This is a genomic window from Lentzea sp. JNUCC 0626 (assembly GCF_043632865.1).
In the GTDB taxonomy this organism is placed as follows: domain Bacteria; phylum Actinomycetota; class Actinomycetes; order Mycobacteriales; family Pseudonocardiaceae; genus Lentzea.
In genome coordinates this window covers 8,032,540-8,053,580 of record NZ_CP171635.1, presented here as the reverse complement: position 1 = coordinate 8,053,580, position 21,041 = coordinate 8,032,540, and the positions used below count along the sequence as shown (strand labels likewise).

Sequence of the window (21,041 nt, the reverse complement as noted above, 5' to 3'; positions counted from 1 at the left end):
GCCCGGTTGTCCGCCCGATCAGGCTCCCCGAAGGCGGAAGGGCAAGCTTTGAGTCACCACCGCTCCCCCGGCGGCCATGAACGCAGTGCTGCGCTTGAAGAGGCAGTCGACCGCGCATCCGTGCGTCCGGTCAGCTCGCACAGGCTCCCCCCGCCGCCGTCGGCGCTGCGTGGACGCATCGTCGTCGCAGCCGTCGCAGTAGGCGCGTTCGCCGCGGCAGGCGCCGGCCAACTCGGCCAGGCAGCCGCCGACGAAGGCACCGACGTCCAGCTCGCGAACCACTCCGGTGGCGCCGCGACCTTCGACGGCGTCGGTGGCGACACCGCCTCCGCCCCCCAGATCCTCGCGGTCTCCAAGACCACGGCCGAGGGCTCCGCCGAAGCCGCCAAACTCCTGCGCAGCCAGCAGCTCTCCACCGAGCGCGAGGCCGTCGAGGCCGAGAAGAAGCGCCCGAAGTTCGTCCGCCCCGCAGCCGGTGACTTCACCTCGGGCTACGGCGGCCGCTGGGGCACCATGCACCTCGGCATCGACATCGCGGGCCCCATCGGCACCCCGATCCTCTCCGCCGCCGACGGCACCGTGATCGAGGCGGGCCCGGCCTCCGGCTTCGGCCTCTGGGTGCGCGTGCAGCACGAGGACGGCACCATCACCGTCTACGGCCACGTCGACACCTACAGCGTCAAGGAAGGCCAGCAGGTCAAGGCGGGCCAGCAGATCGCCCGCATGGGCAACCGCGGCTTCTCGACCGGCCCCCACCTGCACTTCGAGGTGTGGAACCCGGGCGGCCAGAAGATCAACCCGCTGACCTGGCTGAACGCTCGCGGCGTGACGGTCTGAGGACTTCGTCCCTCTAGGCCTGTGGGATTTGCTGTCCGAGGGCCTTCGGATCTTGAGTTCCGGCCTGCGTTTCGCTGTTCGGTTGTTCCTGAACTACGGCTCAGTAGCTTTCTGACGGCCGTTCCGGCCTCGTCCACCTCCTGGGGTGGGTTGGGTGGTTCTGGTCGACTCAGGGGCCTCTTGTGGGTCAGCACGCTCCAGCGTCGCTCTATTCCCGCCCTAGTCCGGGCCTGGGTCTCGCGGTCACGGATCTTTGGGTCTTTTGGGCATCGGGCGGGCTTGGGGGCGTTGCCGGGCTTGGTTCACGGTGGTTGTCGGAGGCCGGTTGGCCGTAGGGGCCGTCGCAGGCTTCAGTCGTTCCGAGGCTCCGGAAGCGTTACGGCCCTGGGGCGTTTCGGGCTTCAGGAGCGTTGCGGGCCTCGGGGGCGTTGTGAGACTCCAACGCTTCACGGACGAAGTAGGTCGCTGCTACCCGCCAGACTGAGCACATGTGTCTGCGCCAGCGTGGGCCGCAGGCTTTGCAGGCCCCGCTCTCCGTTGGTTCGTGGTGGCGCAGGAGGGTGCGCCAGGCTTCGACCAGCTTGAAGGTGTCCGGGGATTCCAGCTGGTTGAGGATTGCGAACACACGTTCGTGCAGGGCGCCGGCGAGTACGTGATCCATCTTGAGCTCTTCCGCTGGGGGTTCTGCCTCATGCGGACGATTCTGCTCCGGGGGTCTGACAATTTTTGAACGCAGGCCTGGTGACCTGCGGTGATCTTCGTGGACGGCTGGTGTGGGCGGGCTCTGTGCCGTTGGCTGGAGCCGTCGGGGTCGGGCCGTCTGCCGCGGCCGGGGTGCGCTGCGGGCTCGGTCGGCAGGGCTGCGGGCCTCGGCGATTTTGGCTCTGTGCCGGGAGAACGCTCGTCTGTGGCCGTCTACAGGCGACAGTGTCGTTCGGAGGCTGGTGGCGAGCCCGGCAGGGTTGCGGGCGTGGGTGCTTGGGCTGGGCGGGCGTTGAGTCGTGTCCGTTGCGTTGGTGCGAAGACTGCGAAGACAATGCGGCCGGACCGCTCTCCCGTTCGGTCCGGCCGCACTTCGCCGCGAAGTTAGGCCCCCGCCGTCCCTTCGCTCCCCTTCGTCTGCAGGCTGCTCGTTGTGCCTTGGACCGCCCCGAACGTTCCCTGGCTGTGCTGCTTGCGACACCCACATAGACGCACTCAGTGGGCTGTCGTTGCGCGGATTTTCCGGATTTCTGCGGATTTTCTTGGTTCTGGGTGAAGTTGCTGGTCAGGGGGCCTTCGTTGGGGGCGCGCGGGGTGGGTGGGTCGTCCCCCTGGTGCGTTGGCGGCTGCCTGTTGGGTGTTCGTAGGTGGTTGGGGTGGGGGCGTTCTGTTCCTGTTTTCGTGCGCGGGGCTCCGCCCCGGACCCCGCCAATCTGATCAAAAGCCGGGGCCAGCGCCGTTCGCAGGCTGATGGCACGCCTGTTGCGTTGGGCGGCTTGCTGTTGCTTGGTTTGGTTGCGTTGGTGGGGTGGCTTCGTCACGAGTCGAGCCAAGAGCGGGCCACATCAGAGGAGGGGTGTCAAACCGCCGAAAAGCGTGGCGGTTTGACACCCCTCCTCTGATGCAGCAAGAGCTGTGGCACGACTCGTGACGAAGCCACCCCACCCGATCCGTTCGAGGAAAGACGGCTCGCCTTCGGCATCGCGCTGCGGTTCGGCGTGCTCGATGCTTGCGCTCTGTCGGGCTCGCCTTCGGCTTCGCGTGTGCTTTGGGCCGCCAGCCATCGCTTCTCGCCCAGGTCTGGTCTGCCCAGTCCTCGCTGGTCCCAGAACTGTCAGCCCCAGCCCGTAAGTTGGGTCGCGGGGACTCCAAACGCGAGGGGACCCCTGCGTCAGCTTGCCGTGCTTTGCCTTGGAGCAGTTAAGGCCCGCGACCCTGCCCCGGTTGGGGCTGGGCGCGGGCCTTGGGTGTGCTCTTGGGCTGGCTAGAGCTTGGTCATCGGGACGCTGCCTATGAGCATCAGGCGGACTGTGCCCGAGCCTCCGAAGTCGATGGTGGCTGTGGCTCGTAGGCCCGCGCCGTCCACCGCTACTACTCGGCCCAGGCCGTACTTGTCGTGGGTTACTCGGTCGCCCACGTCCAGCTTCATTGCCGGGGCGTCCTTCCAGCCCGCTTTGCCCGGGGCTGGGCGGCTCAGGCCTCGGGAGGCTATGCCGCCTGAGGCTGAGCGGCCCCAGGTGGTGGCTGCTGCGGGGCCCGAGCGGGAAGGTTCTACTCGGCGCCAGTCGAGTAGGTCCTGGGGGATTTCGCCCAGGAAGCGGGAGGCCGGGTTGGCTGACGGTTGGCCCCAGGCTGAGCGGACCAAGGCCCTCGAGAGGTAGAGGCGGCGTTGGGCTCTGGTGATGCCCACGTAGGCGAGGCGGCGTTCTTCTGCCAGTTCTGCTGGGTCGCCCAGGGCTCGCATGTGCGGGAAGACGCCGTCTTCCCAGCCCGTGCTGAAGACGACCGGGTATTCGAGGCCCTTGGCCGTGTGGATGGTCATCAGGGTGACCACGCCGTCGGAGTCCGCGTCCGGGATGGAGTCCGCGTCTGCTACCAGGGAGACGCGTTCCAGGAACGCCGGGAGGGACGGGACCGGGTCTGCGCCTTCGGGGAGCTCTAGTTCGGTGAACTCTCGGGCGACGGTGACCAGTTCGTTGAGGTTCTCGATCCTCGTGTGGTCCTGCGGGTCCTCGCTGGCTTCGAGTTCGGTGCGGTAGCCGGACTTTTCCAGCACGGCTTCCAGGATGTCGGCCACGTCGTCTTCGCGTGCGACCATTTCGCCCAGCTGGTCCATCATTTCCACGAAGCCCGCGATTGCGTTGCGGGAGCGCGGGTTCAGGAGGGGGACGCGGTCTTCTACGGCTTCGCGGAGGGCTGCGGCGAAGCTGATTCGTTCGCGTTCTGCGTAGGTGGCGACGCAGGCTTCTGCTCGGTCGCCGATTCCTCGTTTGGGGACGTTGAGGATTCTGCGGAGGGAGACCGTGTCTTCCGGGTTGGCCAGAGTGCGCAGGTAGGCGAGGGCGTCGCGGACCTCGCGGCGCTCGTAGAAGCGGACGCCGCCGACCACTCGGTACGGGAGGCCCAGGCGGATGAAGATTTCCTCGAAGACCCGCGACTGGTTGTTGGTGCGGTAGAAGACGGCGATTTCGGAGTTGTTGACTTCGCCGCTGTCCACCAGGTGGTCGATTTCGTTGGCCACGAACGCCGCTTCGTCGTGTTCGTTGTCGGCGACGTAGCCGACGATCTTCTCGCCCTCGCCGAGGTCCGACCACAGCGATTTGTCGCGGCGGTTGGGGTTGCGGGAGATGACGGCGTTCGCCGCCGTCAGGATGTTCTGGGTGGAGCGGTAGTTCTGCTCCAGCAGGATCGTGGTGGCGTCCGGGTAGTCGCGCTCGAACTCCACGATGTTGCGGATCGTCGCGCCGCGGAAGGCGTAGATCGACTGGTCGGCGTCGCCCACCACGCAGAGCTCGGCGGGCGGGATCTCGCCGCCTGCCTTGCCGACCAGTTCGCGCACCAAGGTGTACTGCGCGTGGTTGGTGTCCTGGTACTCGTCGACCAGGACGTGGCGGAAGCGGCGGCGGTAGTGCTCGGCCACGTCCGGGAAGGTCTGGAGGAGTTCGACGGTCCTCATGATCAGGTCGTCGAAGTCGAGGGAGTTCGACTCGCTCAGGCGGCGTTGGTAGACCGTGTAGACCTCGGCCACGCGGCGTTCCAGGTCGTTCGTGGCCTGGGCGGTGGCGGTCTCCGCGTCGATGAGCTCGTTCTTGAGGTTCGAGATGTGCACGGCGAGGGTGCGGGCCGCGTACTTCTTCGGGTCGAGATCGAGGTCGCGCGCCACGAGCGTGATGAGGCGGCGGGTGTCGTCGCTGTCGTAGATCGAGAAGTTCGACGACATGCCCAGCGTCTTGGCGTCGCGGCGCATCACGCGGACGCACATCGAGTGGAACGTCGACACCCACATCGAACGGGCGCGCGCGCCCACCATGTCGGCGACGCGCTCCTTCATCTCGGCGGCGGCCTTGTTCGTGAACGTGATGGCCATGATCTCGCCGGGATGCACGTCACGAGCCGCGAGCAGGTACGCGATCCGCCGGGTGAGGACACGCGTCTTGCCGGAGCCGGCGCCCGCCACCACGAGCAGGGGCGAACCGGCGTGCTCGACGGCACGGCGCTGCGCGGGGTTCAGGTCGTCGAGCAGGTGGCCCGCGCGGGAAACGGGGGGACTTGAGGGCAAGTCGAACAAGGCGCTCATCGTCCATCCACGGTACCGGGCGGCACCGACAAATCCGGTACCGCCCGACCATGTGTTCGAGAAACCGGTTCGATCAGGTGCTGGTGTCGATCAGGAACGGCTGTCCCGCGTGCACCTCGGCGTGGCCTCCTGCCTCGGCGTACACGTCGAGGCCGTCCGAGTGGTACTCCGACTTGATCACCCTGGTGTGGATCTTCGAGGTGGGCCACGCCTCCTCGTGCACGATCAGGTGGTTCTGCGTGCAGCGAATCCCTTCGGCGCCGATGCCCTCGTTCACGTCCCAGCCCTCGTACGAGGTGACCTCGAGCCGGTCGGTCGGGAACGAGACGAAGACGTCGAGCCCCTGTTCGTCGTGGCCCACCACGTTGGTGATGTCGACGTCGAACTCCTGCGTGGCACCCGGACGGGTGGTCCAGGTGACCGGGCCTTACCAGCCGGCCCGCGCGGTGAGGTCGATCGAGGCGAAATCCGGCTCCGCCGAGGCAGGCGGAGCGATCGCGGCGGACAGCGCCAGGGCAGCCGCCATCCCCAGTGCGTACTTCAACAGGACCCCCAGTGGTCGCTATGTGAGACGACACGAGCCTAGGAGTGCGGTTCTGTGGCAGACTAGGTCCATGCGCGCGACGTACTTCGAGTTTTTCTACGGGAACCGGACTCCGGCTCCCGTGGTCGTCCAGCGCTGACAAAGCCACCACGAAGCCCCGGAGTCCATCGGACCCCGGGGCTTCGCTGCTTCTGGGCCAAGGACTCGAAGTTCCCCGAAAGGTCACCAATGATGGACACCACCACCGAACCCGACATCAACGAGCTGCGCGAGGAGATCGACCACCTCGACGCGGAAATCCTTCGCCTCGTGCAACGGCGCGTCGAGGTATCGAAGATCATCGGCGCGGCCCGCATGGCCGCCGGCGGCACGAAGATCGTGCACAACCGCGAGATCGACGTCCTCAACCGCTACAAGCCGCTCGGCCCCGAGGGCAAGGACCTCGCGATGATCCTGCTCAAGATGGGCCGCGGCCCGCTCGGCAGGTAGTAGTTCCACCAGCGGGTGGCCCGGCGTCACAGCACGCCGGGCCAAAAAGGCTTCAGGGCCGCCCGCACGCGCTCGAAGTCCGCGTCGATCAGCTGGGTGTCGTCCGGCACGTAGGCCAGCGGGTCCTCGAGCAACGGCTCCGGCAGCCCCAGCAAGCCCTCGACCAGCGCGTGCAGGCACAACGCCGAGTAGCCGCGCAGGTAGCCGCCCTCCTGGGTGAGCACGACCCGCGTCCCGAACGACGCCACCCTCCGGCCGATCTCGCGGTAGCCGTTCGCCGTGAGGTTGTGACGGCCGTTGGGGTCGAACGCCGACCCGTCGAACCCGGACGCGCACACGAGCAGGTCCGGTGCGAAGTCGCGCAGCAGCGGGAAAGCGATCTCGTCGAGCGCGCGCATGTACGCCGTGTCGCCCGCACCGAGAGACAGTTCGATGTTCACGTTCTTGCCCTGAGCGCCCACTTCTGATGGTGCGCCCGTCTGCGGGTGGTTCGTGCCCCACGCGCCGTGCCGCATGTGCACCGAGATGGTCAGCACGTCCGGACGGTCGTAGAACGTCTGCTGCGTGCCGTTGCCGTGGTGCACGTCCCAGTCCAGGACGGCGACCCGCAACCCTTGGCGCCGCGCGGTTTCCGCCACCAGTGCCGCGTTGTTCACGAAGCAGTAGCCGTCCGCCATGTCCGGCTGCGCGTGGTGCCCTGGAGGACGCACGAGCGCGTACGCGATGCGGGCGCCGGACTCCAACGCCGCCAACGCCGTTCCCGCCGCCGCAGAGGCCGCACGCCACGTTTCCGGTCCCACGACCGTGTTCACTTCCAGCGCCACACGCTCGGACACGCGCAACGAGTCCAAGTACCCGGCCGTGTGCACGCGCAGAAGCTCGTCAACGGACGCATGCCTGCCCTCGTGCCACGTCAGGTGCGGCGCCACCGGGCCGTGCGTCAGCGCGTGCCGGAACGTGCGCAACCGCGCGGCGTTCTCCGGGTGCGGCTCGGCCACGTCGAGCCACGGCCAGGAGCCCGGCAGCTCCCACAGACCCTCACCGGCGTCGTGCTCGAGGCAGTCGTCGTGCCAGAACATGTCCACCCGAATCGGATATCAGGGCGATCACGGATGGTCCATCGAAAAAATCTGGAGGCACACTGGAGGCATGGGCCTCATCGCTGCACTGATCGCCATCGCCGGCCTGCTCGCCGCCTTGGCGCACGACGCTTACCTGGGCTTGCTCGGATCGGCCGCGAACAAGAAGGGCCTCTCCGGAGCACCTGTCTCCCAATTCGTCCGCAGCCGCTGGAAGACCGCGATCATCACGACCGCAGGTGCGGTGATCGGTCTGCTGATCACCGGTGGCGACTCGCTCGGCGCCGACGTCGTGGGCGCCCTGATCGCCGGCAGCAGCGGTCTGGCCGCGCTCAACGGCGTGCAGAGCACCCGCAAGCAGCTGAACAGCGGTCAAGCACAACTCCCGCCCAGGTAGGAACTTCACACAAAAGAGTGTCACTCGTCCTGAACACCCCCTTTTGGTTGGTTGGGTACCTCCAGACGGCCCTACTCTGATTGCGTCGCAGAGGGGTGTCGGGATGGACGAACTGCCGGGCAAACATCGACTCGACGACGGGATCGCGCCGCCGCAGCGGCCCGTCGTCGGGGGCGATCGCATCCCGCTGCCCCGCCGCCGCCAGATCGACCCGCTGCAGGACACCGACGGCCTGCGCAAGTTCAACATCGGCCTGGTGCCCGCGTCGGTCACGCCGCCGCGCACCTGGAAGCGCGCCGCCTGGTTCGCCGTCGTGTCGTCCGTGCTCGTGCTGGTCGGCCTGAGCGTCGCCGCGGCCAAGCTGGTCGGCGGGGGCGGCGCGGTCGAGACGGTCGGGCTGCCCGGCTACCCGTCGGACGTGCCGATCATCTCCGCGCTGCCCACCGGCGGCACCAGTCCGTCGGCCACGGGCACGAAGCCGTCCGCCGCGAACACCGGCCGGGGCGCCCCGGTGCCGGGCACGGGCACCCGCACGTCCGCCGCGAACGGGACCGGCACGGGCACTGGTTCGGCGACCGTCCCCCAGCCCACCGGGTCGGCGCCGCCGGTCATCACGACCGTGCCGGTCACGCAGGCCCCCGTGGTTGACGGCGGCAAGATCGCCGCGCAGACCGAGCACTTCTACCGCGAGATGGCGACGAACGCCGACACGGCGCTGGCCATGACCACGGACAACGTGCGCTCGAACGCCGACGCGCTGCTCGAGGGCAGGCTCGCTGACATCTCGCTGATCGAGGTGAAGGAGATCGCCGTCGACCCCGGCAAGGGCCTCACCGTGAGCCTGCTCCAGGTGACGAAGAAGGACGGCTCGGTCAGCACCGAGAAGCGCGAGCTCACCTTCACGCTCGGGGACCTCCCGCTCATCAACGGTGAACGGTTGAAGCTCGGAGGCTGAAGTGGCTAAAGGTCACGGCCGGAGCTACCGAACGTAGTAAGTAGCACCGCCGAGCGATTCCCGAGCACCGTCGGCCGCCACGATCGGATGAAGTTCATCCAGACACTGGCGTCTGCACGGGGAGCCACGGTACGCATTCAGGCGGACACGGACAGTACGGAGGACCAGAGCAGTGCAGCGTCCCGCGGCGACGACCGGACGGCGGCACGCCCGCGCCGGCGCGATCAGCGTGGCCGAGCTGATCAAGCAGCAGCCGACCTCCATCCGCATCCTGTCCAACGAGGACGCCGCCACAGACGCGCTGGTCACGTCCCTGCTGGGCCCCACCGAGACCATGACGGCGACGACCGCCGTGATCCCCGTCGTCCCCGGTCGCCGCAGGCGCACGGTGAAGCCGAGCAGAGTCGGCCGGGTCGCCGGACTGGTGGCGGGCGCGGTCCTGCTCGTCTCCTCCATCGCGGGCGCGGCGATCCTCGCGGGCAAGCGGCCGGAGAACGCCGGCGTGCCCGTCAGCGAACGCCCCGTCGCGCTGTCCGGATCGAGCGCCCTGCGTCCCGACGTCCTCTCGGCCCAGCTGCCGAACGAGCGCCCGCCGCTGCAGACCACCGACGGCGCCGTGCCCATGCCGCAGCCGTCCGCGTTGCTGCTGGAGAACACCGCTCAAGAGCCCGCGCCGGAGGCCTCCGAACTGGCCACGCCCGAGGTCTCGGTCGGCCCGTTGCCGCAGGTCGACGTGGTGAAGAAGTTCTACGAGCTGCTCACGACCAAGCCCGGCGCCGCGGCCAAGCTGCTCTCGCCCGAGCTGGTCGGCGCGAGCCCCGCCGAGTTCGTGAACTCCTGGGGCAAGATCAAGACGGTCAACGTCGACCAGACGTCGGTGCGGCCGGACGGATCGGTGCTCGCGGTCGTCTCCATGCAGGAGGCGGACGGCAGCTGGCTGCGCATCGAGCAGCTCTTCTGGCTCACGTCAACGACTCAGCCGCGGATCGTCGGCACCGAGGTCCTTTCGGCGCAGCGGAGTTAGGTCGCACCCAAGTGAGTTCGCCGTTCGCAGTCGAACGGTGACCGTTCGTCTCTGAATGCCTGTTTCGATCGTGAAAATTCCCCCGAAGGGGTTACATCTCGGGTCACGATTCGGTATCCATGTTCCCGCCAGTGCGCGAACGCGAACTTGGAAGGGTGAACGAGCGGTGTCGATTGAGGACCATCGTCGGCGGTTGACCGGATCCGCTGAGTCGACCGGACAGCTGTCGGTCGCCGAGCTGATCGCCCGCCGCGAGGCAGAGACCGCGGAGATCCCGGTGATCACCGACGACATCACCCCGGAGGCGTTCGAGCCGACGGTCAAGTTCAAGCCGGTCAAGGTGCCCGGCAAGCTCAAGAAGCAGCCCATGAAGGAGCTGCACATCACCGAGCTGCTGCGCCGTGAAGGCCGTGCCGACGACACTCAGCGCGGCGGGTTCACCGTCGGCAAGCTGGCCGCCGCGGCCAGCGGTGGCGTCATCATCTGCGGTTCCGTGGCGTTCGCCGCCTCCTCGTGGCTGTCCTCGCCGGACGAGCGCCCGCTCGCCGAGGTGCGGTTCGACGAGCGCGCCCAGGCCCGTGGCGCGAGCGCCGGCACCGAGGGCGTCGTGAAGCTGCCGTCGAACAAGACGCAGCAGTCCGAAGCCACCGAGACGCAGCAGGCAGAGACGACGACCTCGGACCCGACGACGCGCGTCGCGCCGTACGTGCAGACCGAGCAGAAGCGTCCGACGCAGCAGACCCAGCAGACGCAGACGCCGTCCACGGAGACCTCGACCTCCACCACGCCGTCGACGTCCACCGAGACGAGCACCCCGAGCACGCCGCCGTCCAGCGAGACGCCCGCGCCGCCGAGCTCGTCCACCACCCCGCCGCCGAGCAACAGCACGACGCCGCCGTCCAACTCGGACAGCGCGCTGCCCCCGCCGTCCAACCCGGTCGACGTGAGCGTGGACCTCGGCCTCCTCGACCCGGTGCTCAACACCGTGGGCGACACCGTCGGCGGATTCGACTTCTTCGCCCCGGCGAACTGACGCACGACGGGTAGCTCAGCGGCGGTCCCCGGCAGGTACCCTGTGCGGGCATTCCGGACGACCCGCTGACTACCGCACGAGGAGCACGAGCGTGGGATCTGCTGCCGCAGCCGCAGTCACGCCTTCGAGCACCCGCGAGGTGAGCTTGTGACGACGTCCGGAACATCGGACGGCCGTCTGATCGCCGACCGCTACCGCTTCCTCGACCGCATCGGCTCCGGCGCGATGGGCATCGTCTGGCGAGCCCACGACGAACGCCTCGGCCGCGAGGTCGCCATCAAGCAGTTGCTGCTGGCGCCCGGCCTGGACGAGAAGGAACAGGACGAGGCGATCCAGCGCGCCATGCGCGAGGGTCGCATCGCCGCCAAGCTGCACCACCCGAACGCCATCGCCGTGTACGACGTCGTCGAGGAAGACGGCGTCCCGTGCCTGGTCATGGAGTACCTGCCGTCCTACAGCCTCGCCGACGCGCTGGCCGAGGGCGGGCCTATGGACCCGGTCGAGGTCGCGAGCATCGGCACCCAGTGCGCGGCGGCCCTGGCGGCGGCGCACGCGGCGGGGATCGTGCACCGCGACGTGAAGCCCGGCAACGTGCTGATCGCCGAGAACGGCGTCGTCAAGATCACCGACTTCGGCATCTCGCGCGCGTCCGACGACATCACGGTCACCAAGACCGGCCTGATCGCCGGCACGCCCGCGTACCTCGCGCCGGAGATCGCCCGCGGCCAGGACCCGACGCCCGCCTCGGACGTCTACTCGCTCGGTTCGACGCTGTTCGCCGCGATGGAGGGCGAACCGCCCTATGGAGTGAGCGAGAACACTCTCGGTGTTCTGCACGCCGTCGCGGCCGGGCGGATCAACCCGCCCACCGTCGACCACCCGCTCGCCGACACGCTGCTGTACCTGCTCAACTTCGAACCGGCTGACCGGCCGACCATGGCACAGGCGCGCGACGTGCTGAACGCCGTGGGACACGGCCGTTCGCCGTCGTTCACCGGCCTGTCGGTGGTGGCCGGGCCCGATCCGACGACGATCGTGGAGCCCGAGCGGACCCGCGTGGTTCGTCCGGCGCCGCGCACGTCGCCGCCGCGGACCGCTCCGCCGATGGCGCCGCCGAGGCCTCAGGAGAACAACCGGCCGCTGGTCATCGCAGCGGTTGTTTTGGCGTTGTTGCTGGTCATCGGCGGTCTGATGGTCGCGCTCGGGGTGTTCAACAAGGAACCGAACACGCCGTCGGCACCGCCCGCGAGCAACAGCTCGACCGCACCGCCCACGAGTGAGACGCCGAGTTCCGTGGTGACCACCACCACGGAAGAGGCAACCACGACGCAACAACCGACGTCTGCACCAAAGACGACGACAACCACACCACCCCCACCAACCACGACGACTACACCGCCTTCGGTGCCGTCATCACCGCCTCCGTCCTCGAACAACTCGGGGACGCCGAGCACTCCGGTGACGACAACCAGCTAACTGGGCTAAGCATCAAACCGTCGTGGAAATCTCGTAAGGTGGGTACCCGCACCTATTGGGGTGAGCTGAACCCGAAGGTGTGATCATCCGTTGAACAGAGAGCAAGTGACCGCACAGCGGGGAGCAACTGTGACCGATGATGGCCGATTGGTCGCTGGTCGCTACCGATTGAGCCAGCGGATCGGCAGTGGCGCCATGGGCGTCGTCTGGACGGCACACGACGAACGTCTGCACCGCACTGTCGCGGTCAAGCAGCTCCTCCTGCAGCCCGGGCTCGCCGAATCCGACACGGACGAGGCGAAGAGACGGGCCATGCGCGAGGGCCGCATCGCGGCACGCCTGCAGCACCCGCACGCGGTCGCCGTCTACGACGTGGCCGAGGACGACAGCCAGCCGTGGCTGATCATGGAGTACCTGCCCTCGAAGAGCCTCTCCGCGGTGCTTTCGGAGCGCGGCACGCTCCCGCCGCGCGATGTGGCGTCGATCGGCATGCAGGTCGCCTCCGCGCTGGCCGCCGCGCACAACGCCGGCATCGTGCACCGCGACATCAAGCCGGGCAACGTGCTGCTCGGCGACGATGGCACCGTCAAGATCACCGACTTCGGCATCTCGCGCGCGACCGGTGACGTCACCGTCACCGCGACGGGCATGCTCGCGGGCACCCCCGCGTACCTCGCACCCGAGGTGGCGAAGGGCTACGACCCGGGCTCGCCGTCGGACGTCTTCTCGCTGGGGTCGACGCTGTACGCGGCGATCGAGGGCGAACCGCCGTTCGGGCTGAGCGAGAACACGATCGCGCTGCTGCACAAGGTCGCGTCCGGCAAGGTGAACCCGCCGCGCAACGCGGGTCCGCTGACCGCGCTGCTGATGCGCCTGCTGCGGGCGGAGCCCGAGGACCGGCCGACGATGGCCGAGGCTCGGGACGCGCTCGCGGCCGTCGCGAACGGTCAGGCCGCGCCTGCCTTCACGCCGGCCGTGGTCGCCCCGACGCACCCGCCGTCGTGGCGTGGTGCGCCCGTGCAGCAACCGCAGCAGCAGGCCGCCACACGCGCCCTCACGCCGCCGCAGCAGCAGCACGTCCAGCAGTCCCCGCCGCCCAACGCGACGAGGGTGGACCTGGGCACGCCGCCGCGCGCCATGCCGACGCAGCAGGGGCCGTCGAACCACCGCCCGGCCGCCGCTCCGCAGTACTCGCAGCGCCCGAAGTCCCCGCGGCCGTCGGCGTTGTCGTCGGTCTCGAAGAACAAGAAGTCGACGGTCATCACCGCGCTCGCCATCGTGGCGGCCGCGGTCATCGGGATCATGTTCGCGAGCATGATCTCCGACAAGACCGGGGGCGGTTCGGACAACAACGCGGGCGCGAACACGTCGACGCAGCAGACCAACGGCGGCAACCCGACCAGCCCGTCGACGGAGGACAAGTCGTCTCCGAAGGCCGGTCAGTGGACGGAAACGCCGACGGACGGGAACAAGAAAGACCTGCTGACGGACTACTTCAAGCTCGCGGCCACCAAGCCCGACCAGGCCTGGGAAATGGGCAACGGCAACTTCCAGGGCCAGTTCCCGGGCGGCTACGACGGCTTCAAGTCGTTCTGGGCCACCTACAAGTCGGCCAAGGTCACGAACGTCGAGGAACGGCAGCCGTACTACTTCGTGGTGACCCTCGAGGTCGAGAAGAAGGACGGGTCGAAGTCGTCGATGCAGCGGCAGTGCTCGCTGGAGTGGCGTTCGCCGAACTTCCTGCTGAGCTACGACAAGCCGTTCGGCAACGCCTGACGCGCTTTCAGGAGGCCCGCGCCGCCTTCTCCAGGGCTTCGGCCAGGGTGAGGACGGCCGGGTTCCAGGCGGCGTCCTCGCGGTAGACCACGTGGATGTGCCGGACGGGCTCGGGGTTGCGCACCTTCCGCAGGATGACGCCGGGGTGCGCGTAACCCAGCCCGAGCCTGGGGATGATCGTGACGCCCAGTCCGGCCGCCACGAACCCCTGCGCGGTCGCGTAGTCGTCGCTCTCCACCGCCACCTGCGGCGCGAACCCGGCGCCCGCGCACGCGTTGCGGACGAGGCTCGCGCACGGGCCCGGAGTGCCGCAGTCCGCGTCGATCCACGGTTCGTCGGCCAGTTCGGCCAGGTCCAGCACGCGCTTGCGGGCGAGGGCGTGACCGCGCGGCAGGACGGCGTAGAACGGGTCGGCGAGCAGATGCCGCGCGACCATGCCCTCCGGCGCCGGAGCGTCGGGTTCGAGGACCGTGATGGCCACGTCCGCGCGGCCCGCCGCCAGTTCGACGAACGGGTCGGTCGGCTCGGTGAGCTTGAGGTCGAGCTCGACGCCCGCGCGTTCGGCGCGGAAGGTGGCCACCGCGGGCGGTACGAGGGCCGCTCCGGCCGTGGCGAAGTAGCGGACGCGCAGGGTGCCCGCGCAGCCGTTGCGCAACGCCGTGAGGGCGCTCTCGGCCTCGGCCAGCTGCTCGGCGAGGCGGGCGGCGTGCTCGGTGAGCAGGCGGCCCGCGGCGGTGGGCCTGATGCCCCTGCCGACGCGTTCCAGCAACGGCAGCCCTGCCTGCTTCTCCAGGCCCGCCACCTGCTGCGACACCGCCGACGGGGTGTAGCCGAGGTTCGTCGCAGCCGCGGTGATGGAACCCGAGCTCACGACGGCCCTGAGCACCTGCATTCGTCGCACGTCCAGCATGGCCCGACCTTACAGCGATGCTTAAAGGTTTCCCACAACTATTAAATTGTTTTCAGGTGTCGCGAGGCGCATGGTTGACGTGTGAACCAACGCGGAACGTTGATCAGGATGGGCGTGCTCGCCCTGCTGTGGGGATCCAGCTTCCTGTGGATGAAGCTCGCGCTCGGCTCGCTCGCGCCGATGCAGATCTCGCTCGTGCGGACGTTCTTCGGGGCGCTCGTGCTGTTCGTCGTGCTGGCGCTCGCGAAGATGACGCTGCCGCGCGACCGCAAGATCTGGGGTCACATGGTCTTCGTGGCGCTCTTCGGCAGCGCCATCCCGTTCACGCTGTTCGCGTTCGGTGGTCAGACCGTCGACTCGGGCGTCTCCGGCGTGCTGAACTCCACGACCCCGCTGTTCGCGCTGGCCATCGGCCTCGTGCTGGGGTCGGAGAAGATCAGCAACGTGGTCCGCATGCTCGGCCTCGGCCTCGGCTTCGCGGGCGTCCTGCTGATCTTCGCGCCGTGGCAGTCGGGCAACAGCATCGCGAGCTGGGGCGCCGTGCTGTGCCTCATCGGCGCCGCGAGCTACGCGATCGGTTACTCCTACGCCGGGAAGTACCTGGTCAACACGGGTGCGACCTCGACGCAGCTGGCCGCGATGCAGCTGACCACCGCGATGGGGATGCTGATCCTCGCGCTGCCGTTCGGGGGCTTGCAGCCGCTGCACCTGCACTGGATCGGCGTGGTCGCCGTGACGATCCTCGGCGTCTTCGGCACCGGCGTCGCGTTCATCCTCAACTACCGCGTCATCGCCGACGAGGGAGCCACCACGGCAACTACCGTCGGTTACCTTCTGCCCGTTGTTTCGGTACTCCTTGGAGCGATCTTCCTCGGGGAGCAACTCAACGCAAGGGTCGTCGTCGGCATGCTGGTGGTCCTGCTGGGCGTCGCACTGACCCGTCGCAAGCCCGTCTCGGCTGGTCAGACCGTCTCACCAAACGAGACGCGCGACCTGGTCAAACGCTGAAGGGTGAGACGCACGTCTCCCCCAATAGGATGGTTCCGAGACGAATCGCGTCCTTATCGAGCTGGTTAGCCGTCTCCTCTTTGTGAGCGGACATGGAGACCAGCCTGGGAAGGACATCGACATGAACAACGAAAACCTGAAGGTCACCACCCGGACGACTTTTCACCTCCTCGCCCCCGGAGTCGCCCCGGCTCCCGTCGAGGCCGAACTCGTCTACGACCCGGAAGACCCCTACGCGGTCGCCGTCATCTTCTTCACCGGCTCCGGCCGCGTCGAGTGGATGTTCGCCCGCGACCTGCTCGCCGACGGCCTGCTGACGCCGTCCGGTGAGGGCGACATCCTGGTCCGCCCGGCGTCCGACGACCCCGAGCGCGTCCTGGTCGAGCTGAACGCGCCCACCGGGTTCGCGATCCTCAGCGCCGTCGCCGAGGACGTGGCGGAGTTCCTGGACAACTCGTACGACGTCGTCCAGCCGGGCGAGGAGGACCTGTGGATCGACTTCGACCGCGAGCTGCAGAAGCTGGTGTCGACGATCGACTAGTGGGTCCTGATGGTTCAGGTGGTTCGGGAGGGCGCGGGACGAGGTGCCGGCACGCGGGGCAGCGTGGCCGAATCAGCTCGTCACCTTCAGACCACCGCGGTGCGGTGCCGGACGCTGTGGGCAGCGGCGGAGGCACGTCTCAACAGGTCCGGGCGAGTCAACGCAGCGAGTCCCCACCGGTGAACTCGGCTCGGAGCTCAGATCGCTACTCGGTCGCCTTGGGGTGCGCACCGGCGTAGTCGATCCAGACCGCGTGCTTCTCGACGTCGATCAGGTACGCCGCGCGGTTCTCCAGCTCTTTCCAGCCGTACACGACGTCGGTGCTGTCGAAGCACACATGCCGTTCGTCACCGATCGTCGGCGGCGCGACCCTTGGTGAAGATCTCGACCAGACGAGGGTCGGCGCACACCTCGGCGGTGTGCCGCCACTCGGTGATCAGCTGCAGGACCGGAGCCGGAGTGCCCAGGGAGTTCGAGGCCTCCAGCACCTCCACGATCTCGACGGCGAACAGCCGCCGGTCGTCGTCCGGCAGGAAGCGCATCCACGGGAACACCTTCGGCATGACGTCGGCGATCAGGCCACTCGCCCCCTTGCTGTGCTGCAACAGCGCGACGAACAGCGACGTGGTGAACGAGACGACCTCGCGCACCTCAGCCGCCTTCGTGGCCGTGGTCAGCACCAGGTCCTCCTCATCACCGCGGCGACGCACCAGCAGCGTCTGGTCCGGCGACGCCTGGAGCTTGCGCACCGACTCGGCCGGTTTGTTGGAGAGCTCACTGAAGTTGATCTCGCCTGCAGCGGACACAGTTGCAAGGTAGTTTAAAACTGGGCGGGCGCAATCCGGGTCACCTGATCGCGGCAGTGGGGAACCTCCGATGCTCGTCTCCGCGATTGATTAGTCTCAGGGTGTGACAACCATCGGGGGCCGCTACACGCTGATCGAGCGCATCGGCAGCGGAGCGATGGGCGTCGTGTGGCGTGCACGGGACGAGGTCCTGGCCCGCGAGGTCGCCGTCAAGCAGCTCGTGACGGGTGACCACCAGCGGGCGATGCGGGAGGCGCGCAACGCCGCCCGGCTGCACCACCAGCACGCGATCGCGGTGTTCGACGTCGTGGGCAGCGACGACGAAGAGCCGTTCATCGTCATGGAGTACCTGGCCTCGCACAGTCTGTCGGCGCTGATCGCCGAACGCGGGCCGCTCAAGCCGGCGCAGGCGGCGAGCATCGGGGCCAAGATCGCCTCTGCTCTCGCGGCGGCGCACTCGGCGGGGCTCGTCCACCGCGACATCAAGCCCGGCAACGTCCTGATCGGCCACGACGGCACGGTCAAGATCACCGACTTCGGCATTTCCAAGGCCACCGGCGACGGCACGATGACCGACACCGGCATGATCTCCGGCACTCCCGCCTACCTGGCGCCCGAGGTGGCGCGCGGTGAGCAGCCGGACGAGGCGTCCGACGTGTTCTCGCTCGGCGCCACCATCTACACGGCCATCGAGGGCGAGTCGGTGTTCGGGCCGAGCGACAACAGCTTCGGCCTCATCTACCGGGCGGCCAGCGGGCAGTTGCGGGACCCGAAGAACGCGGGCGAGCTCACGCCGTTGCTGATGCGGCTGCTCTCGCAGGACTCGAAGGACCGGCCGACCGCACAGGAGGCGGCCGACCTGCTGACCGCCGAGCCGCAGCCCTCTCAGCCGTTGCTGATCCCGCCGCCGCAACGCAGGCTCAAGCCCCCGAACCGCCGGATCCTGATCATCCTGGCGGTCATCGCGCTGCTCGGGATCGGTGGTGGCGCGGCGGCCGCGTACTGGGGCGGCACCGGCGGCGACGAGACCCCGGTCAACCAGGGCCAGTTCGACCAGCCGGAACAGCCCCGCTACTTCACCGCCGGTGAGGCGGCCGGGTTCGTGGTCGAGCACTACGGCCAGCTCCCCGGCAACGCCGAGGTGGCGTGGCAGAACCTCTACGAGCGGGCCACCGAGCCGATCGAGAAGTACGTGGCGCGGTGGAAGGGCTACTCCTCGGTCAAGTGCACCCTGTCGTCGATCCCCGTCCGGTCGCACGGGCCGAAGTGGGTGGTGACGTTCGACCTGGCGCTCCAGACGGACCTGGGCGAGCAGAAGAACGGCGTCTACGAGGCCGAGGTCGCCGCCGTCGACAACCAGATGAAGATCACCAGCATCACCCAGATCAGGTGAGCAGCCAGAAGACCCCGCCGCCGACGACCACGCCCATCACGGACCCGGCCAGCACCTGACCGGCGGTGTGGTCGCCGAGTTCGACGCGCGACCACGAGACCAGGGCAGCGGGCAACGCCAGGAGCAGCCACCACGGGCCGAAGACGATCGTCAGCGTCACGACGGCGGCCCAGGCCACGGCGGCGTGCAGCGAGATCTTCCACTTCAGCCCGAACGTGATCGCCATGCTGACGATCAACGACGCGAACATGCTGCCCGCGAGCGCGAGCATGCTCCTCGGGGCGTCGCCCAGGACCATGATCACCGTGCCCGCCGCGAGCGACGCACCGGCCGTGACCAGCGGAACCAGCCGGCCCTCGCGATTCGTCACGTGGTGGCCGTCCCACTTGCCCCTGCGAGCGCCACGCACGATGACGGCCATCGGGATGACCGACGCCGTCAAAGCGACGACGAACCCCCACAGCAGCGTCATCCACAGGTTCTCGGTAGCAGCCGCCACCGCGAACGGCAGCAGAATCACCCAGACCCACGGCGCCAGCACCTCGGTGGCACCGCGGGCGACCTTGTTGATCAAAACCCCTCAGACCAGTCTGCGATCCGTGGCCCAGCGGGAGAGCTCGTACCGGTTGGAGAGCTGGGTCTTCCGCAGGACGCTCGACACGTGCGTCTCCACCGTCTTCACGCTGATGAACAGCTCGGACGCGATTTCCTTGTAAGCGTAGCCACGGGCCAACAGCCGCAGGACGTCACGTTCGCGCGGCGTCAGCAGGTCGAGCTCGGGGTCGCTGATCGGCGCGGCACCCGGCCGGTCGGCGAACGCGTCCAGCACGAATCCGGCGAGGCGCGGCGAGAACACCGCGTCGCCCTCCGAGACCCGCACGACCGCCTTGACCAGCTCCTGGCTGGAGATCGTCTTGGTCACGTAGCCGCGCGCACCGGCGCGGATGACGTTGATGACATCCTCGGCGGCGTCGGAGACCGACAGCGCGAGGAACGTGACCTCGGGGATCTTGGTGCGGATCTGCCGCAGCACCTCGGCACCGCCGCCGTCGGGCATGTGCACGTCGAGCAGCACGACGTCCGGCTTGTGGTGCGCGATGCCCGCCACCGCCTCGCCGACGCTGCCGGCCTCGCCGACGACCTCGACCTCCTCGGTGATGCTGTCGAGCTCCGCCCGCACCCCCGCTCGGAACAGGGCGTGGTCGTCCACCAGGAACACCCTCACACTCACGTCCTGGCCTCCTGCTTCCTCGGCATCTCGAGCTGCACCTCGGTCCCCTCTCCCGGAGCCGTGCGCAGTCGCACCTCCCCGCCGTGCCTCGTCATTCTCCCCCGGATGCTGCCCGCGAGGCCATGCCGGTCCTCCGGCACGGCGTCGGGGTCGAAGCCCTTGCCCCGGTCGCGCACGAAGACCGTCACCTTGTCCGGCTCGACCTCGGCGTAGACGCTGACCTCACCCACCCCCGCGTGCTTGGCAGCGTTGACCATCGCCTCCTTCGACGCCTGGACCAGTGCGAACATCCCGTCCTCCAGCTCGCAGTCCCCGACCACGACCTGCGAGACGGCGATGGCGAAGTCGTCCTCCACCTCCGCGCACACCTGGGCGATCGCGACGCTCATGGAGTGCGGCTGCTCGCCCACCTCACGGCCGTAGAGCCAGCTGCGCAGTTCGCGTTCCTGGCTGCGGGCCAGGCGCTTCACCTCGCGCGGCGACTCGGACTGCTTCTGGATCAGGGCGAGCGTCTGCAACACCGAGTCGTGCAGGTGGGCGGCGATCTCGGCGCGTTCCTCGGTGCGAATGCGCGCACGGCGTTCCGAATCCAGGTCCCGCACCAGCCGCATCCACAGCGGCACGGTCAGCACGGCCACGCCCACCAGCGTCGCGACGACGGAGAGGATGACCGTGGAGAGGTTCGCGATCGTGTCGTTCACCACGAGGAACGCGGCGACCCCCGCCACGACCAACGCACCGCCCGCCACCGTCCGCACGATCCCCGCCTTGCCCTGCGCGAACGCCCCGTCCTTCCAACGGCGGCGCTGCGCCTCGTCGGCCTCGCGCCACACGACCGCGGCGCCGATGAGCGCGACGGCGATCGGCCCGGTGATCCACCCGCTCCACGCTCCCCCGAGCAGGCCGGTGAACACCGCGACGCCGACGCCGAGAGCGGCCAGACCGACGGCCTGCTGCCACTCCTTGCGGTCCTTGTCGGTCTCCGGTTCCGCCACCGCCGACTGCGGGACGAACATCCACAGCAACGCGTAGGCGATGATCCCGACCCCGCTGAACGCCGCGAACACGGCGAACACCGCGCGCACCCAGAAGACGGGTGCGCCCAGGTGGTCCGCCAGTCCGCTCGCCACGCCCGCGACCACCCGGCCGGTGCGTCGGCGGCGCATCGGCTCAATCCGTGCACTCACCATCCGATCGTCACACGTCCCGGCGAGTTGTTCATCAGGGATGACCCCGGTTCCCTGAATCAGGGCTGGTCCCTGA

General features: G+C 68.6%; 20 protein-coding genes. 11 read left to right on the top strand and 9 right to left on the bottom strand.

The window, feature by feature from the left end:
- The first annotated feature begins 120 nt into the window (after positions 1-120).
- The gene (locus JNUCC0626_RS37480) at positions 121-837 is read left to right on the top strand and encodes a M23 family metallopeptidase (RefSeq protein ID WP_394615411.1); all 717 of its coding nucleotides are present in this window, start codon (positions 121-123) and stop codon (positions 835-837) included.
- A 1,966-nt stretch (positions 838-2,803) separates the two neighbouring features.
- On the opposite strand, the gene pcrA is transcribed toward JNUCC0626_RS37480, so the two are convergent.
- Together pcrA and JNUCC0626_RS37470 are read right to left on the bottom strand one after the other, a co-directional pair.
- Positions 2,804-5,116 carry a DNA helicase PcrA gene (gene pcrA, locus JNUCC0626_RS37475; protein ID WP_394615410.1) on the bottom strand — a complete coding sequence of 771 codons (2,313 nt, stop codon included), beginning with the start codon at positions 5,114-5,116 and terminating at the stop codon, positions 2,804-2,806.
- A 73-nt stretch (positions 5,117-5,189) separates the two neighbouring features.
- Positions 5,190-5,477, bottom strand: coding sequence for a hypothetical protein (locus tag JNUCC0626_RS37470; protein ID WP_394615409.1), 288 nt, complete (start codon positions 5,475-5,477; stop codon positions 5,190-5,192).
- A gap of 411 nt (positions 5,478-5,888) precedes the next feature.
- Here JNUCC0626_RS37470 and JNUCC0626_RS37465 point away from each other — a divergent pair, with 411 nt between their 5' ends.
- Complete coding sequence (locus JNUCC0626_RS37465; RefSeq protein ID WP_382445568.1) at positions 5,889-6,149, top strand: chorismate mutase; 261 nt, start codon at positions 5,889-5,891, stop codon at positions 6,147-6,149.
- A 26-nt stretch (positions 6,150-6,175) separates the two neighbouring features.
- On the opposite strand, the gene JNUCC0626_RS37460 is transcribed toward JNUCC0626_RS37465, so the two are convergent.
- Positions 6,176-7,228: a histone deacetylase gene (locus JNUCC0626_RS37460; protein WP_394622187.1), complete on the bottom strand. Its 1,053-nt coding sequence runs from the start codon at positions 7,226-7,228 to the stop codon at positions 6,176-6,178.
- A 70-nt stretch (positions 7,229-7,298) separates the two neighbouring features.
- Between JNUCC0626_RS37460 and JNUCC0626_RS37455 the strand changes: the two genes are divergently transcribed.
- The 6 genes from JNUCC0626_RS37455 to JNUCC0626_RS37430 all read left to right on the top strand — a co-directional run bounded on the left by JNUCC0626_RS37455 (position 7,299) and on the right by JNUCC0626_RS37430 (position 13,889).
- Positions 7,299-7,625 carry a hypothetical protein gene (locus JNUCC0626_RS37455; RefSeq protein ID WP_394615408.1) on the top strand — a complete coding sequence of 109 codons (327 nt, stop codon included), beginning with the start codon at positions 7,299-7,301 and terminating at the stop codon, positions 7,623-7,625.
- Between the two features lie 103 nt (positions 7,626-7,728).
- A complete protein-coding gene (locus tag JNUCC0626_RS37450; RefSeq protein ID WP_394615407.1) occupies positions 7,729-8,580 on the top strand; it encodes a hypothetical protein in 852 nt (283 codons plus the stop codon).
- Positions 8,581-8,752: 172 nt separating this feature from the next.
- Complete coding sequence (locus JNUCC0626_RS37445) at positions 8,753-9,604, top strand: hypothetical protein (RefSeq protein WP_394615406.1); 852 nt, start codon at positions 8,753-8,755, stop codon at positions 9,602-9,604.
- 193 nt (positions 9,605-9,797) lie between these two features.
- On the top strand, positions 9,798-10,637 hold the full coding sequence (locus JNUCC0626_RS37440; protein WP_394615405.1) for a hypothetical protein: 840 nt from the start codon (positions 9,798-9,800) through the stop codon (positions 10,635-10,637).
- Between the two features lie 147 nt (positions 10,638-10,784).
- On the top strand, positions 10,785-12,113 hold the full coding sequence (locus JNUCC0626_RS37435) for a serine/threonine-protein kinase (RefSeq protein ID WP_394615404.1): 1,329 nt from the start codon (positions 10,785-10,787) through the stop codon (positions 12,111-12,113).
- A gap of 129 nt (positions 12,114-12,242) precedes the next feature.
- On the top strand, positions 12,243-13,889 hold the full coding sequence (locus JNUCC0626_RS37430; protein ID WP_394615403.1) for a serine/threonine-protein kinase: 1,647 nt from the start codon (positions 12,243-12,245) through the stop codon (positions 13,887-13,889).
- 7 nt (positions 13,890-13,896) lie between these two features.
- Here the strand turns inward: JNUCC0626_RS37430 and JNUCC0626_RS37425 are convergent, their stop codons facing one another.
- On the bottom strand, positions 13,897-14,799 hold the full coding sequence (locus JNUCC0626_RS37425; RefSeq protein ID WP_394615402.1) for a LysR family transcriptional regulator: 903 nt from the start codon (positions 14,797-14,799) through the stop codon (positions 13,897-13,899).
- Positions 14,800-14,880: 81 nt separating this feature from the next.
- Between JNUCC0626_RS37425 and JNUCC0626_RS37420 the strand changes: the two genes are divergently transcribed.
- Together JNUCC0626_RS37420 and JNUCC0626_RS37415 are read left to right on the top strand one after the other, a co-directional pair.
- Positions 14,881-15,807: a DMT family transporter gene (locus JNUCC0626_RS37420; RefSeq protein WP_394615401.1), complete on the top strand. Its 927-nt coding sequence runs from the start codon at positions 14,881-14,883 to the stop codon at positions 15,805-15,807.
- A gap of 121 nt (positions 15,808-15,928) precedes the next feature.
- Positions 15,929-16,348, top strand: coding sequence for an SsgA family sporulation/cell division regulator (locus JNUCC0626_RS37415; RefSeq protein WP_394615400.1), 420 nt, complete (start codon positions 15,929-15,931; stop codon positions 16,346-16,348).
- Between the two features lie 205 nt (positions 16,349-16,553).
- Here the strand turns inward: JNUCC0626_RS37415 and JNUCC0626_RS37410 are convergent, their stop codons facing one another.
- Both JNUCC0626_RS37410 and JNUCC0626_RS37405 read right to left on the bottom strand, forming a co-directional pair.
- On the bottom strand, positions 16,554-16,685 hold the full coding sequence (locus JNUCC0626_RS37410; protein WP_394615399.1) for a hypothetical protein: 132 nt from the start codon (positions 16,683-16,685) through the stop codon (positions 16,554-16,556).
- Positions 16,686-16,695: 10 nt separating this feature from the next.
- A complete protein-coding gene (locus JNUCC0626_RS37405; protein WP_394615398.1) occupies positions 16,696-17,154 on the bottom strand; it encodes a hypothetical protein in 459 nt (152 codons plus the stop codon).
- Positions 17,155-17,257: 103 nt separating this feature from the next.
- Between JNUCC0626_RS37405 and JNUCC0626_RS37400 the strand changes: the two genes are divergently transcribed.
- Positions 17,258-18,547 (top strand): serine/threonine-protein kinase, encoded by a 1,290-nt coding sequence (locus JNUCC0626_RS37400; protein ID WP_394615397.1) that lies wholly within the window; start codon positions 17,258-17,260, stop codon positions 18,545-18,547.
- Here the strand turns inward: JNUCC0626_RS37400 and JNUCC0626_RS37395 are convergent.
- From JNUCC0626_RS37395 to JNUCC0626_RS37385, 3 genes are read right to left on the bottom strand one after another with little or no spacing between them, the layout of a single operon-like run.
- Positions 18,540-19,121 carry a phosphatase PAP2 family protein gene (locus JNUCC0626_RS37395; protein WP_394615396.1) on the bottom strand — a complete coding sequence of 194 codons (582 nt, stop codon included), beginning with the start codon at positions 19,119-19,121 and terminating at the stop codon, positions 18,540-18,542. The genes JNUCC0626_RS37400 and JNUCC0626_RS37395 overlap by 8 nt on opposite strands.
- Positions 19,122-19,127: 6 nt before the next feature.
- Positions 19,128-19,778: a response regulator gene (locus JNUCC0626_RS37390; RefSeq protein WP_191298251.1), complete on the bottom strand. Its 651-nt coding sequence runs from the start codon at positions 19,776-19,778 to the stop codon at positions 19,128-19,130.
- Complete coding sequence (locus JNUCC0626_RS37385; protein WP_382445555.1) at positions 19,775-20,944, bottom strand: PspC domain-containing protein; 1,170 nt, start codon at positions 20,942-20,944, stop codon at positions 19,775-19,777. The genes JNUCC0626_RS37390 and JNUCC0626_RS37385 overlap by 4 nt, the downstream gene beginning before the upstream one ends.
- Positions 20,945-21,041 lie beyond the last annotated feature (97 nt).